Genomic DNA, 13,770 nt, shown 5'->3' on the forward strand with positions numbered 1-13,770 from the left:
GACCCGGCACTAGAACGCATTCTGTGTGCTCAGCACGCGGTGAACAACTGCTTTCGAGCGGCTAGTGTGGCCGAGGTGCGCAAGCACTGTCCCCGCGATGGGACGACCATTCGAGTATTTATGGGGAAACTGTGACGGCTGCAGCGGCTACCGGTCGTGAACACGACGACGAGCTCAAAAGCAGGGTGCAACGCCTGCTGCGCTTCCTTCGCGAGATCGTCGAAGCGAGATCGAACCCTGTGCTTCGATTCGACGACCACGTACAGGTCGAGTGGGTGCATTCCGGTGACGTGCCCATGCAGCTCGATCTGCTGGCCAAGCAGGGTGGCGTGGTGCTCCGTGCGCCGCGCATCGCGGTCGACGAGCCGCCCGCGCCTCCCGAGCTGCTGTCGGGGTGGCTCGATCCTCAGATCGTCGCCGACAGCCGCTACCGCGAGCTGGAGCTGGCCGACGCGTCCTCGGTGACGTCCCGCCGTCGTGCGGAGGCGCAGGAATCCGATGCCGACTTCGATATCCGCAAGGCGTACGAGATCAAGAAGGCTTTCGAGGAGTACTCGCAGTCGTGGAAGGAATGGGCGCAGGAGGACCGGGAGCGGCGTCCCCAGGCTGCGATCTACCAGGCCCTGCAGCTGATGATGCAAGAGCTCGCGTCCCGGCCCGAGTCGATCGAACTGGTGGTGGCGTCGGGGTTGCTGACGTCGAGCAACGCCGATCCGCAGCGCAGCGTCCGTACCCACCTGATCACGCAGTCGGCCAACATCGAGCGGGACGTTCGTACCGGTGACCTGTTGGTACGTCTCGCCGCGAACACAACCCCGCGGCTGGAGGACGGGCAGCTGCTGACGGGCTCGAACGAATTCGATACTTCCGGATCGGTGGACCTGGCGCAGCAGTTGCACAACTCGGTCACCTCGCCCATCGGAGCCGGAGTCGAGCAGTTCCTCCGAACCTGGGCTGCGCGAGTTCCGCGCCACGAGATCGAGGTACTCGATCGGGTCGGACCGCCCGGAGCTCTCGCCTACATCGACGACGACCGAACACTGACCATCTCGCCTGCCCTCGTGCTCCGTACCCGCAACTCGTTTGCGTTGGTCGAGTACTACGAGCAGATGATCGCCGATCTCGAATTCGCCGACTCCCCGGTACCGCTGGGTCTCGCGCAGCTCGTCGATGCCATCGAACCGGCCGATCGATTGGCGTGGCTCGAGCGCACCGGAGCTGGTGAGTCTGCGGTTTTGGCCGAGGATCCGCTGTTTCCGTTGCCGGCGAATGCGGAGCAGTCGCAAATCATCGAACGTCTCGGTCGCGACAGCGGTGTCGTGGTCGAGGGCCCACCCGGTACGGGCAAGACCCACACCATCGCGAACTTGATGTCGGGGCTGTTGGCGCGCGGTCAACGGGTTCTGGTCACCAGTGAGAAGTCACAAGCTTTGCGTGTGTTGCGTGACAAACTGCCGCCGGAGTTGCAGGAGCTCTGTGTGTCCATCACCGACCTCTCTCGTGGTGGTTCGGACGAGCTGAACCGCAGCGTCGCGAAGATAGCCGAACGCAAGACCTCCTTCGACGAGGCCAGCGAGGTGCAGAAGATCGAAGCACTGACGACGCAGCGTGCGGCGGCTGTCGCTGGGCGGGCCGAGCTGATGGACCGCGTCAGGGCGCTCCGTGAGTCCGAAACTGTTGTGCACGAAAATGTTTCGGACGGATATGACGGCACGGTGTCCTCGATCGTCCGCAAGGTCAAAGCAGCCGAGAGCTCACACGAGTGGCTGCCGGGCCCACTGCTGGCCGACCGGCCCCCACTCGACGGTACCCAGGTCGATCGCTTGCGCACGTTGATCGCAACCTCGGACGAGAATCGCACACTGCGCTCCCGCCAAGTGCTGCCGCGCCCGGAGACGATGCTGCCGAATTCGGCCGAACTCGCCGCGCTGTGCCGGCGCGCAAGCGCGCAGATCGACGCCGTCTCGCCGCAGGCCGCCTCCCTCATCACGCTGATAGACGGCGTGCAGCCGGCGGTGTCCGCAGAGATCCGGCAACTGTGCGAGGAGCTTGCCGCCCGAGTTCGAGCGGTGGTCGAACTCGACGGTTCCTATTCGCGCCTGACCGATTCGGTGCTGTCCGGTGAAGCCGCGCACCTGTGGTCTCGGGTCAGCGGACTCGACCTGATGGTCGAGACAGCAGCTGCGTCGGATCGCTACGTCGGTGCACACGACGTGCAATGTTCGTCGAGTTCGGCGGCGGCGCTGGCGGCGATGGATGCGCTTGCCGGAGCCCTGGAGTCGGGCGTCGAGTGGAAGCCGCGGTTCCGCCGCAGCGAGGAGCAGAAAGCCGTCGAGGCACTCGACATCGTGGCCACGGTCGACGGACAACCCGCGACGACGGCTATGGCCGCGCGTCTGGTGGCCGAACACATCCGCGCACTGGACACCGTGCAGACCGCATCGGTGCTCCTGGCCGACCTGGCGATCATCGTTCCGCTCGACGGAACGCGTTCGATTCGCGTGAACAACGTGGCGCGTATCGCCGATCGGCTCGGCCTGGTGGCGTCGGTGGTTTCCGCACGTGACGCCCTGGTGCACCGGCTCTACGCTATTTCCCCTGCGGCACCGTGGATTCGAAGCATGGCCGAGGCGCGCGAGATCGCCGGAGCCGCCGATGCCATCAACGAGCGAATGGGCATCCAGGCCGCGCGGGCCGAACTCGACGCCCTGCAGTTCTCGGTCGCCACTCGTATCGATGCCGGGCCGTCACCCGAGGGCTCGACCCTGGTGAGTGCGTTGAGCACCGCCGATCCGGTGGAATTGGCTGCTGCCGTTGCCTCGTATTCGCAGGCATGTGCCGAGCAAGAAGATCAACTCCTGCTCGAATCGATGTCGGCGTCATTGTCCGCGGTGGCACCCGCCCTGTTCGATCTGGTCGAGGACACCGCCGCTGACCTCGAGTGGGACGAGCTCAGTTGGCAGATGTCGAAGGCCTGGGCGTGGCGTCGTGCTCGCGAGTGGGTCGGCGAGCAGCATCATGGCGGTCTCGAACAGCAACTCGAAGCGGAATTGGCCGCTGCCGATACCGACATCGCTTATCTCACTACCCGTCTCGCTGCCGCGAGTGCGTGGCGCAACAGTCTCGAGCGAATGACAGCCGTCGAGGTTCGTGCGTTGCAGACCTACCGCGAGCACATCTCCAGCATCGGATCCGGGGCCGGCAAGTATGCCGAAACCTACCGCAGTGCAGCACGATCCGCGATGCGCGAGGCGCAGAGCGCGGTGCCTGCCTGGGTCATGCCGCTCTCGCAGGTGTTGGCGTCGATTCCGCCGGTACCGGGTAGCTTCGACGTCGTCATCGTCGACGAGGCCAGCCAGGCCGACATCACCAGCCTCTTCCTGCTGTATCTCGCGCCTCGCGTGATCGTGGTGGGTGACGACCGTCAGTGTGCACCCGCCGATGTCATGCAGACCGGGACCCTCGAGGACGTGTTCGATCGGTTGGACGTCTACCTGCCCGATCTGCCCGAACACGTACGAGCGACTCTGACGCCGAGGTCGAGTCTGTTCTCCATGTTGCGCACCAGGTTCGGCCAGGTGGTGCGGTTGCGCGAGCACTTCCGGTCGATGCCGGAGATCATCAATTGGTCGAGCCAGCAGTTCTACGGAGACTCGCCGCTCGTTCCCGTGCGGCAGTTCGGGGCAGATCGGCTACCGCCGTTGCGGCACACGTACGTTCGCGGTGCAACGGTGACCGGGAAGAATGCGTCGCTCGTCAACCGCACCGAGGCTGTCGCGATCGCCCAGCAGATCGCCGACTGTCTCGAGGATCCCTCGTACGACAACTTGACCTTCGGTGTCGTTGTGCTGCAAGGACAGTCGCAGGTCGACGAGATTCGCAACGAGTTGATCAAGCGCATCGGCATCGAACAGTGGGAACAGCGGCGGCTACGCGTCGGTACGCCGCCGGACTTCCAGGGCGACGAACGTAACGTCGTGTTCCTCTCGATGGTGGTGGCCCCCGACCAAAATTTCGCCACCCTCACCGCCAACCAGTACAAGCGGCGTTTCAACGTGGCGGCCTCGCGGGCACAGGATCAGCTGTGGCTCTTCCACTCGGTCACGGTCGACCGCCTCAAACGGGCAGACTTGCGCAACTCGTTGCTGAGCTATGTCACCTCCGTGTCGCCCGCACCGGCCGATCCGATGCCGGTGAACGTCTCACGTGAGGTCCGGACGGCCCCCTTCGAGACGCTTCTCGAGCAGCAGCTGTGGAACGACCTCGTCGACCGTGGATTCCACGTCAATCCCGGTGTGGAAGTGAACAATCGGCGTCTCGGCCTCGTGGTCACCGGGGAATCCTCGCGGTTGGCGGTGGAGTGCGACGGCGACACCTTCCTGTCCACCTCCGCGCAGCGGTTGGCCGATCTGCAGCGTGAGCAGGAACTCAAGCGCTGCGGCTGGACGTTCTGGCGGGTGCGTGAATCGGAGTACTACCTGGACCGCGATGCGGCGTTGGAAAGCCTCTGGGCAACGTTGGCGCAGCTGGGGATCAAGCCCAACAGCGTTGTGGTGGACGGCGTTGCGTCCTCCGACGAGGCGTGGACGCCGGTGCCGCTCGAGGCCTCGCAGTTCGACGATTCCGGTGCCTTCGATACCTCGTCCACCGACGACTCCTCGGTGCACCATCGATCGGTGCTGTCCCTGTGGACCATGCCGCACATCGACATCCCGACCGAGGCCCACTCCGGAGACCGAGAAACCCCGACCCCGACACCGACCAACGGCTCTCGAAGCGCCGACGGAACCGGAACGACCAACGGGTCCGGAACCAACGGTGCTCACGCGACCAACGGATCCGGCGGGTCCGCCGCCTCCCGTGGCTCTGCACACCCGAACGGGTCTTCGACGTCGAGTCGGTCGCCGATGACCAACGGATCCACGCAGCCCAAGCCCGACAAGCCGGAAACCGCTGCCGAACGCACGGCCGACAACGGAGTGACATCACCTGCACGGGCAGAGGAGGCGGCCGAGGCTCGAGACGAGACCACACCGACCGTCGAGCCGACCGAGTCCGCCACTGAAGTGCCGAACGGGGCGGACGAGAGTCCGGTGGAGCCCGAGAAGACCGATGCCGAGACGAGCGTCGGTCTCGAAGAATCGGAGGACCAGAAGATCTCCGAGCACGAACTCCCGCTCAATGGACTCCGCGGCTACACCACCCGCCGTAGACCGTAGCGCCCGCCGATGACAGATCGCCAGACGCAGCACTCGGACCGGTCGGCCTCACCCCAGCGGTCGGGCCGCCGCCGGATCGTGGTGCCCACCGTCGTGTTCTCGGTCTGCGCGGCGCTTTTCGCGCTGCCGACGTGGACGGTTGTGTTCGCGGGCGCACAGTGGGAAGTGGCTGCGCAGGTCGTCGGGACCTCGGTTGCGGTCGCCGCGTTTCTCGCGCTGCCCACGTCTATGTACATGGGTCATCGGCCCGGTCTCGAGGGGCGGCGTAAAGATGCCTGGGCGCGCGTCGGTGACGTGCTGCTCGGTCTGGTGTGGATCGCGTTCGTGTGGTCGGCGCTGTCGTTGCTGCTACGACTGGGCTTGTGGGTCGCCGGAGTCGACGACCCGGTGCGGTCGCGAATCGTGGCGGTTTCGACCGTAGGAATCGTCGTGGTCCTTGCGCTGTGGGGTCACTACGAGGCGATGCGTACGCCGCGGGTTCGGCACACGACCGTGCGGATCGATCGGCTCGGCCCTCGATTCGACGGTCTGCGAGTAGTTCTGGTGACCGACACGCACTTCGGTCCGCTCGATCGGACAACGTGGTCGCACCGATTGACCGATGCCGTCAATGCGCTCGAACCCGATGTGTTGGCCCATGTGGGAGACATAGCCGACGGTTCGGTCGATCGGCGTCGACGGCAGGCAGCGCCGCTGGAATCCATGCTCGCAACATCGACGCGTGTGTACGTCACCGGCAATCACGAGTACTTCGGCGAGGCACAGGAGTGGCTCGATCACATGGAGAGCATCGGGTGGAACTCGCTGCACAATCGGCACGTGGTGCTCCATCGCGGTGACGACGCGCTGATCATCGCCGGAGTCGACGATGCCACGGCCAAGGGTTCCGGTGCGCCGGGCCACGGTGCCGATCTGCCTCGGGCACTCGCAGGCACCGATCCCTCGATGCCTGTGTTGTTGCTGGCCCATCAGCCCAAACAGATCGGCGATGCCGTCCGGGCGGGTGTCGATCTGCAGGTGTCCGGCCACACGCACGGCGGCCAGATCTGGCCGTTCTCGGCGTTGGTCCGCCTCGATCAGCCGGTGGTGCACGGACTGAGCCGTCATGGCGACCGAACTCAGCTCTACACCAGCCGCGGATCGGGATTCTGGGGTCCACCGTTCCGGGTGTTCGCACCGAGCGAGATTTCCGTTCTGACGTTGGTCGCCGGCTGAGACAGCGACAGCTGGCAGTATCGGTGGAGTGAACAGAGCCGAAGACATCGTGGTGGTCGCAACCGATCTCGACGGCACGCTGTTGCGTTCGGACCGAACTATTTCGGCGCGCACGGCCGACGCGATGGCCAGTGCCGACGCCGCCGGAATCAGGGTGGTGTGGGCGACCGCACGGGCACGTCACTCCATCGACGAACTCGCTGCGTCCTGCGGATTCCGCGGGACGGCGATCGGGGCCAACGGGGCCGTGGTTCTCGATCTGGCCGACGGCACCCCGAACATCGTCGGCACCAGATCGGTACCGGCCGAGACGGTCGCGTCGGTCAAGTCGGCCGTCCGGTCTCTCGTACCCGGCGTGGCATTCGCGACCGTCGGTGCCACACGATTCGTGGCAGAGGCCGGGTATGCGGAACTGTGCGTGTTCGCTGACCATCATCGGCAACCCCATGAGATGGAACTCTCCGATCACGGTCTATCGGTCGAGATCGAACCGACCGTCAAAATCGTTGCCCGACACAGGGATGCGAGCAGTGAGGCCCTGTACGAGCTCGTTGCTGCGGCCGGCCTGGACGGGGTGGAGTTGACGCACTCCGGTGCGCCCTACATCGAGATGTCTGCTGCGGGAGTCTCGAAGGCAAGCGCGCTGCAAGAGTTGTGTGAGCAGTGGGGTGTATCGCCGAATTCGGTTGCAGCAGTCGGAGATGCGCGCAACGACTTGCCGATGCTCGCATGGGCGGGCACGGCGTTGTGTCCGTCGAATGCCGCGGCGCCGGTGCTTGCCGTCGCAGATCGTGTTCTCGGATGCAACGACGACGACGCGGTCGCACGCTACCTGGAAGAACTCACCGCACACCGCGCCGAATTGTAACGTCCGGTCTGCTCGTTTCGACGCTGTGTGAAAGGCTGGCCCCATCATCGGCAGAAGGACACCATGAGCTATCCAGGTTCGGGGGACCCCTCGCAGCGCGCCTACGGGCAGTACGGCGCGCAGCCGAATCCGTCCGATCGAGTGATTCCACCGCCGGGGTATTCATCGGACACTGCCGACTCCGGGCCTTCCGATTCCCCGTCTCCGTCCGGTCGTCCTCTTCGCCCTCCGCGAGCCGCAGCGCAGCCTGTTGCCGCAGCGCAGCCTCGTGTCGCAGCGCAGTCGGGTGGGTCCGGCGAAGTTCCCTTCCCGTCGGTGTTCGCTGGTGGTCCGCCGCCGCCGCCGCGTAAAGGAAACGGAGGTCTCTGGATCGTCGTTGCCGTTCTGGTGGCGGTCGCACTGATTCTCGGTGGCGTGTTCGCCTGGTTGACGGTGCGCAACGACGCCAGTCCCGGCGTGGCGTCGGCGAGTGCCGCACCGTCGTCGGCAGCGATCGACGGCAGCGCCCCGGGCGCGGTGCCGGGCTCCTCGTCGACGGGTGGACAGGAACCGGGCGTGACGACTCTGCCTGCGGGCGCGCAGACCTGCCCGGCCAGCGTTGCGTCGACCGGCGGCCTGCGGGGTTCGGCAGTGGGGTCGACGGCCACGTCGTGCCCGTTCGCCGAGGAAGTGCGGTTGGCCTACACGCGTGGCGGCTCGGATCGCAATTCCAGAACGGTGGTGGCCAGCAGTCCGGTCACCGGCAAGCGGTACGAGATGAACTGCGTGTCGTCCGCGCAGTTGGTCACGTGCACCGGTGGCGAGAACGCTGTTGTCTACCTCTTCTAGGTCGATGCACCGCGCCACCGGAAGGTTTTACGCGGTCTCTCTTTCGCTTGCACTCCTGATTTCCGGTTGCACCATTGCCACGGACGACGGCGCTGCGACGGATGCGTCGAGGGTTTCCGAGTCGACGCCCCTGCCGATATCCCAGTCGGACCGACCGACGTCGGACCCTGAAGTGTGGAGCACCGCGGTTCCGGTCGAAACGTTGCCTGCCGCCGATCTGGCTGCGGAGTTCGGCGTACTCGAATCCGCGGCAGGTGGCCCCATCGGCCTTGCTCTGGTTCCGGTCGGCGGCGGTCCGGCCACCGTGCTCGGCACGTGGACCTCCGGCGTCGCGTGGTCGACGGTCAAGGTGCCGCTGGCGGTGGCGGCTCTACGCAATGGTGGTGACGCGGTGCTGGCCGATGCCGCAGCGGCGATCGAAAGCTCCGACAACGCAGCGGCCGACGCGCTGTGGGGTGCGCTGGGTGATTCCGCTGTTGCGAGTGCCGCAGTCGAGTCGGTTCTGCGGCAAGGCGGTGACTCTGCCACGACAATTCAGAGGGAACGGATCCGTCCCGAATTCAGCGCGTTCGGTCAGACCGAATGGTCGACGCAGGACCAGGCGACGTTCGCGGCCGGCTTGTCGTGCCTTCCGGACGCGGAACCGGTGGTAGAGATGATGAACAAGGTTGTGCCGGAGCAGCAATGGGGCTTGGGGCAGCTGTCCGACGCAGCGTTCAAAGGCGGCTGGGGACCGCGATCGGATGGTGGCTACGTCGTGCGACAAGTCGGTATCGTCACCACCGTTGCGGGACGTGTCGGGGTAGCGATTGCGGCGCAACCGGATTCGGGCTCGTTCACCGACGGAACCGCCATGCTCGACGCGGTCGGTGGCTGGCTGGAGTCCCGCAGTGATCGGCTCCCCGCGGGACACTGCCTCTAGCCGTTGTCGAGGCCCGGATCGGCGCCGGTAGCCTCTGGCGTGCCAGTGATTCGTCCGCCATCGAAAGGCCCATGCTGTGAACGACGCCCAGTCGCCGGAGCCGACCGAACCCACCACGATTGCCGAGTACTTGAACGCGCACGCGATACGGGTGTCCCCGCTCGACGGTGCCGCGGCGACAGAACTGGGCATCACCGTGCCGGTTCCTGCAGGCTGGCAGACGCTCGATCCGGCACAGTTTCCCGGGGCCACCCAGGTTATCGTGGAACCCAATCTCGTGGAGAACGGATTCGCTCCCAATGCTGTTCTTCTCGTCGGTGCTCTCTCGCGCACGATCGATCCGGAAGCGTTGATGGCGTTGGGTTTCGGAGACGGACGGGCGATGCCCGGATGGGTAGAGCGCGAGGCGAGTTCGGCGTCGTGGCTCGGCTGGCCGTCGCGATTCATTCGGGGCACCTACGTCGCGCAGCAACTCGAAGCAGCGGTGACGACTCGGTACGTGTTGGTGGGCGTCGATACCCAGTACTTGGTGCAATTGACGGTAACGACGTTGGCATCGCAGCTCGACGCGCTGGCCTTCGACGTCACAGCGATCAACGACGGCTTGACGACGAACGGATCCTAGCCTCCGACCCATCGATTCAATTTATGGCATCGAGAGGTAATTACGATTGTTCGACGGTGAACTTTTCGCTTGGCTGGTCAGGTACCAAACGAGCGAAAGGCGATGCGTCATACGAGTACTACTGATAGGTGGGGCGTCGGGAATCGGGCGGGCCGTTGCTGCCGAGATCGTCGACGGGGGAGGCGAGGTGATCCTCGCCGGTCGACGTCCGGATGTGCTGAACGACGCGGCCGCGACACTGGGCACGAGTGCGAGTGCGAGTTCGGTGATCGTCGATCTGACCGACGAGGCATCCATCTCCGCTGCGGCCGCGGAGGTCGGATCGGTCGATCACGTGGTGAGTCTCGCGGCCGATCACGCGAACGGTCCGGTCGCCGACCTCGACGTGGCTGACATTCGAAAGGCGTTCGACGCGAAAGTGATCGGGCCCATCGTGCTGGCCAAGCATGTCGCATCGAGTATCACGGAGGGTGGCTCGCTACTGTTCTTCTCCGGGGTGGCCGGGTGGAAGCCGGCACCGGGTCTCTCGGTGATGGCGACGACCAACGGTGCCGTGGCGTTTCTCGTGGAGGCGCTCGCGGTCGAATTGGCTCCGATTCGGGTGAACGCGGTGTCACCGGGCATCGTCGATTCCGGCGCGTGGGATTCGATGGGAGCAGGGAAGGACTCGTTCTTCGCCGAGACGGCGCGAGCCAATCCTGCAGGCCGAGTCGGCCGGCCGGACGACGTGGTGGCCGCGGTCCTCTTCGTACTCACCAACACCTTCGTCACCGGCACCACCGTGCACGTCGACGGCGGAGGACGGTTCGCGTGAAGCGGGTGTCGCTCGGGTTGCTGCTGCTGGTGTTCGCTGCGGCGTGCAGCTCCACGGCATCGGTCGATGATTCGGTAGTCGACCCGTCAGGCGAGCTGATCCAGCCGGGGGCGGTTCATCTGGGTGACGCACCGGTCACCGATCGAACTCGTCACGTGGTGTCGGTCGCCCAGAATCTCTACACGTTCTGGGACACGGGCGAACAGGTGTACCTCGATCGCGCGGTCGATGATTCGTTCGTCGACAACACCCTGCCTACGGGCCGACCACAAGGACCGAACGGACCGGTTGTCGCCTCGGCGGGCTTTCGTACCGCGATTCCAGACCTGTCCTGTGAACTGGCCGATCTGTACATCACCGGGGATACGTTCACGGCACGGCTGATCTTTCGGGGGCACTTCACCGGGGCATACGGGCCGACGGCTGGAAGCGGTCAGCCGGTCGAGTTCGGTGCCATCGACATCCAGCACGTGGGGGAGAAGCGCATCGTCGAGGACTGGCACCTCGAAGACAACCTGACGTTCATGCAGCAAGCAGGTTTGGTGGGGACGAGCTGACGCATGTCATCGAGTCCGGCCGGCTGGAATCCCGCGCGAAGCAGGTCGGCGACGAACCGCGGAACCAAGGCGTCACTCGGCGATCCGACCATGGCAACCACGGTGCGACATAGTTTCGGTTGTAGGGGCTTGACGACACCGTCGAATCGGGCGGGTAGAGCCGACGTCGGCACCAGCGCAATCCCCAAGCCGGCGCGGGCCAATTGCGCTGCGGTAGTGGCGCTTCGAGTACGCGTGCTGACCGTCGGGAAAATATCGCGTGCCGCGGCCACGGCGTCGATCCACGCTCCGAGTCCATTCGACTGGTGGTAGTGGAACATCGGTCTACCCCGGAGATCGTTCCACGAGATGCTCGGCTCGTCGGTGAGATCGAGACCTTCGGGTATCACCGCGACGATGTCCTCGGTGCCGATCTCGGTGACCTGCCCGGTGAATCGATCCGACGCTGGGCCGACAGCAAGGTCGGATGCGCCGCCGGCGACGGAATCGGCCATGGCGTCGGCGCTGCTGTGTTCGGAAAGCTCCACGTCCACGTTGCGATACTTGCGGGCCCACGTGCGCACTATCGGAGCGACCACAGGGACTGTCATCGTTTCCACACAGGCCAGCCGCAGTCGTCCGCGAGAACCGTCGGCCACGGCTCGTCCGGTCTTGACCACCCGATCGGCCGCTGCCAGTGCGGCTTCGGCGTCAGCGAGTATTGCCAGACCGGTCGGGGTGGGACGAACACCGCGAGGTAGTCGCTCGAGAAAGGATGTGCCGATCTCGGTCTCCAACGCGGCCAACTGATGCGACAGGGCGGGTTGCGAGAGGTGCAGGCGCACCGACGCGGCGGTGACCGAGCCGCACTCGACGACGGTGACGAAGCATTCGAGGGCACGCAAGGTCGGCACGGTTCGAGGGTAGGTGACGGGCGTGTGCTCGCTGCCCGAGTCGGATCACCTCACGGGGTCAGACGCCTGTGTCCGACGCATCGATCCGGCTAAGGTCGACCGCATGTCGATCAGAACCGGCCGCGTCCGGCACTTGTCGGTGGTCCCGGATCTGCCCGATGCCGAGGGGCTGTCGGACAGCGGTGCGACACGGGTTACGGGGCGAAGCCTGGTCCGCCTGGTGCTCGGAGTGACCATCGATCACACGCGACCGCAGATTTGGCGTCGGGTGCGGGTGCGCTCGGACCTGCTGCTGTCCGAACTTCACTCGGTGTTGCAATGTGCGTTGGGTTGGGAAGACCGGCATGTGCACGCGTTCAGCATCGGAACCGTCGGTGCGATGCGTCGATTCGAGATGGCCGAGACTCTCGAACACGAACCGGATGACGAGGCAGTGAGCGAAGAGCGGGTTCGGCTCGACGAGGTGCTCACGGTGCGCGGATCCGTGCTGACCTACGAGTACGACTTCGGTGATGGATGGACACACACCATCGTTCTCGAGCAGATCGATTCCGACATCGACGACCTGCGATCGGTCTGCCTCGATGGAGCTCGTGCTTGCCCGCCCGAGGATTGCGGCGGGCCATCGCACTATGCCCAGGATCTCGACATCGCATCCGATCCGGCCGATCCCGAATTTCCCCTCCTGCTCGCGAGATGGGGTCCGACATTCAACCCGAACCGGTTCGACGTCGGTGCGGTCAACAAGAAGTTGCACGCGCTCGACACGGGACGGTCGGTTCTCGCTGAGGCGGTGGCGACGGCACCCGCTATCGGCAGACTCTTCGATCGCGTGCGCCCCGCGGAGGTGCCGTCCTTGATGGCGCTCCTACCCCGATGCGAATTGACCATCGAGAGTTCGGTGGATCTACCCGTGGCCGAGATCGCGATGGCCAAGTTGGGGTGGTTCCTCGACCGGATCGGCGACGACGGAGTTGTCCTGACAGATGCCGGCTATCTCAAGCCCGCACTCATCGCGGCGATCCGCGAAGAGCTCGATTGGGGTCTTGGATGGGTGGGAACGAGCAATCGCGAGATCGACCACCATCAGGTGACCGACCTACGCGAAGCCGTGCGGCACCTCGGATTGACGCGGGTTTCCAAGGGCCGGCTGATGCGTACGAAGCTCGGGGCAAGATTGGCCGGCGACCCGGTCGGACTGTGGCGACACGCAGCCTCGCGACTTCCCCTGGGCAAGGAGACGTACGAGACCGACGCCGCGACGCTCTTCCTGATCTCACTCGCTGCATCTGCATCCTCCACCCATCGCAACGAAATGCTGATCGAGACCGTGGCCGAGCTGGGTTGGGCAAGTGAGGATTCCGGTGTGTTCGACGCGCAGTTCGCGGCGCAGGCCACCGTGAGCTTCCTCGACCTCATCGGTGCCCACGGTCCGCAGTTCTACTTCCGCCAGGGAGTATCGGACTCGCCGAGCTGGTCGCGTCGATTCGCGCGCGACGCCTTGCTGACCTGATGCAGTGGGTGTCCGACGGGGTCGATTTTGCTGTGGACACTCCTGACCTGCCGATTTGCGTTGGTGGGGTTGGTGGCGTAACTTTTGTCGAGTCAGAGCGACGGACACCGACCCGGTCTTCACGGACTGGGTGAACGAGGTTGGACGTGTGGCTCGGCAGGTTGTATCCCCCAAGAGTCGGGCATTGCGTCCGAGACCAAGCTGGGATAGGCTGGAACAGTTGCCCTGGAGGCCGACGGATCATGTGTTCGTGGGGGTCGAGTGTGTGCGTGTTCTTTGAGAACTCAACAGTGTGTCGATGAATGTCAGTGCCGAA

At 65.1% G+C, this 13,770-nt stretch carries 9 protein-coding genes and 1 pseudogene; 9 read left to right on the top strand and 1 reads right to left on the bottom strand.

Features of this window, described 5'->3' with window-relative positions; genetic code table 11:
• Positions 1-131: 131 nt before the first annotated feature.
• From QM797_RS20355 to QM797_RS20390, 8 genes are all read left to right on the top strand, one after another.
• Positions 132-5,219 (top strand): PDDEXK-like endonuclease domain-containing protein, encoded by a 5,088-nt coding sequence (locus QM797_RS20355; protein WP_283277470.1) that lies wholly within the window; start codon positions 132-134, stop codon positions 5,217-5,219.
• A gap of 9 nt (positions 5,220-5,228) precedes the next feature.
• Positions 5,229-6,434: a metallophosphoesterase gene (locus tag QM797_RS20360; RefSeq protein WP_283277471.1), complete on the top strand. Its 1,206-nt coding sequence runs from the start codon at positions 5,229-5,231 to the stop codon at positions 6,432-6,434.
• A gap of 28 nt (positions 6,435-6,462) precedes the next feature.
• Positions 6,463-7,302, top strand: coding sequence for an HAD-IIB family hydrolase (locus tag QM797_RS20365; RefSeq protein WP_283277472.1), 840 nt, complete (start codon positions 6,463-6,465; stop codon positions 7,300-7,302).
• 63 nt (positions 7,303-7,365) lie between these two features.
• Complete coding sequence (locus QM797_RS20370) at positions 7,366-8,130, top strand: hypothetical protein (protein WP_283277473.1); 765 nt, start codon at positions 7,366-7,368, stop codon at positions 8,128-8,130.
• A gap of 4 nt (positions 8,131-8,134) precedes the next feature.
• Positions 8,135-9,052: a hypothetical protein gene (locus QM797_RS20375; RefSeq protein ID WP_283277474.1), complete on the top strand. Its 918-nt coding sequence runs from the start codon at positions 8,135-8,137 to the stop codon at positions 9,050-9,052.
• Positions 9,053-9,128: 76 nt separating this feature from the next.
• Positions 9,129-9,677 (top strand): LpqN/LpqT family lipoprotein, encoded by a 549-nt coding sequence (locus QM797_RS20380; RefSeq protein ID WP_283277476.1) that lies wholly within the window; start codon positions 9,129-9,131, stop codon positions 9,675-9,677.
• Between the two features lie 46 nt (positions 9,678-9,723).
• Positions 9,724-10,491 (top strand): SDR family oxidoreductase, encoded by a 768-nt coding sequence (locus QM797_RS20385; RefSeq protein WP_349307212.1) that lies wholly within the window; start codon positions 9,724-9,726, stop codon positions 10,489-10,491.
• Positions 10,488-11,048 carry an ester cyclase gene (locus QM797_RS20390; protein ID WP_283277477.1) on the top strand — a complete coding sequence of 187 codons (561 nt, stop codon included), beginning with the start codon at positions 10,488-10,490 and terminating at the stop codon, positions 11,046-11,048. Before QM797_RS20385 ends, QM797_RS20390 begins: the two co-directional genes overlap by 4 nt.
• Before the next feature lie 98 nt (positions 11,049-11,146).
• Here the strand turns inward: QM797_RS20390 and QM797_RS20395 are convergent.
• Positions 11,147-11,941 (bottom strand): annotated as a pseudogene (locus QM797_RS20395) (LysR family transcriptional regulator); the annotation flags it as partial.
• Positions 11,942-12,044: 103 nt separating this feature from the next.
• On the opposite strand from QM797_RS20395, the gene QM797_RS20400 reads away from it, so the two are divergent.
• Entirely contained in the window at positions 12,045-13,454 is a 1,410-nt protein-coding gene (locus QM797_RS20400; RefSeq protein WP_283277478.1) for a plasmid pRiA4b ORF-3 family protein, read from the top strand.
• The last annotated feature ends 316 nt before the right edge of the window (positions 13,455-13,770 follow it).

The organism is Rhodococcus sp. IEGM 1381 (assembly GCF_030056795.1).
GTDB lineage: Bacteria > Actinomycetota > Actinomycetes > Mycobacteriales > Mycobacteriaceae > Rhodococcoides.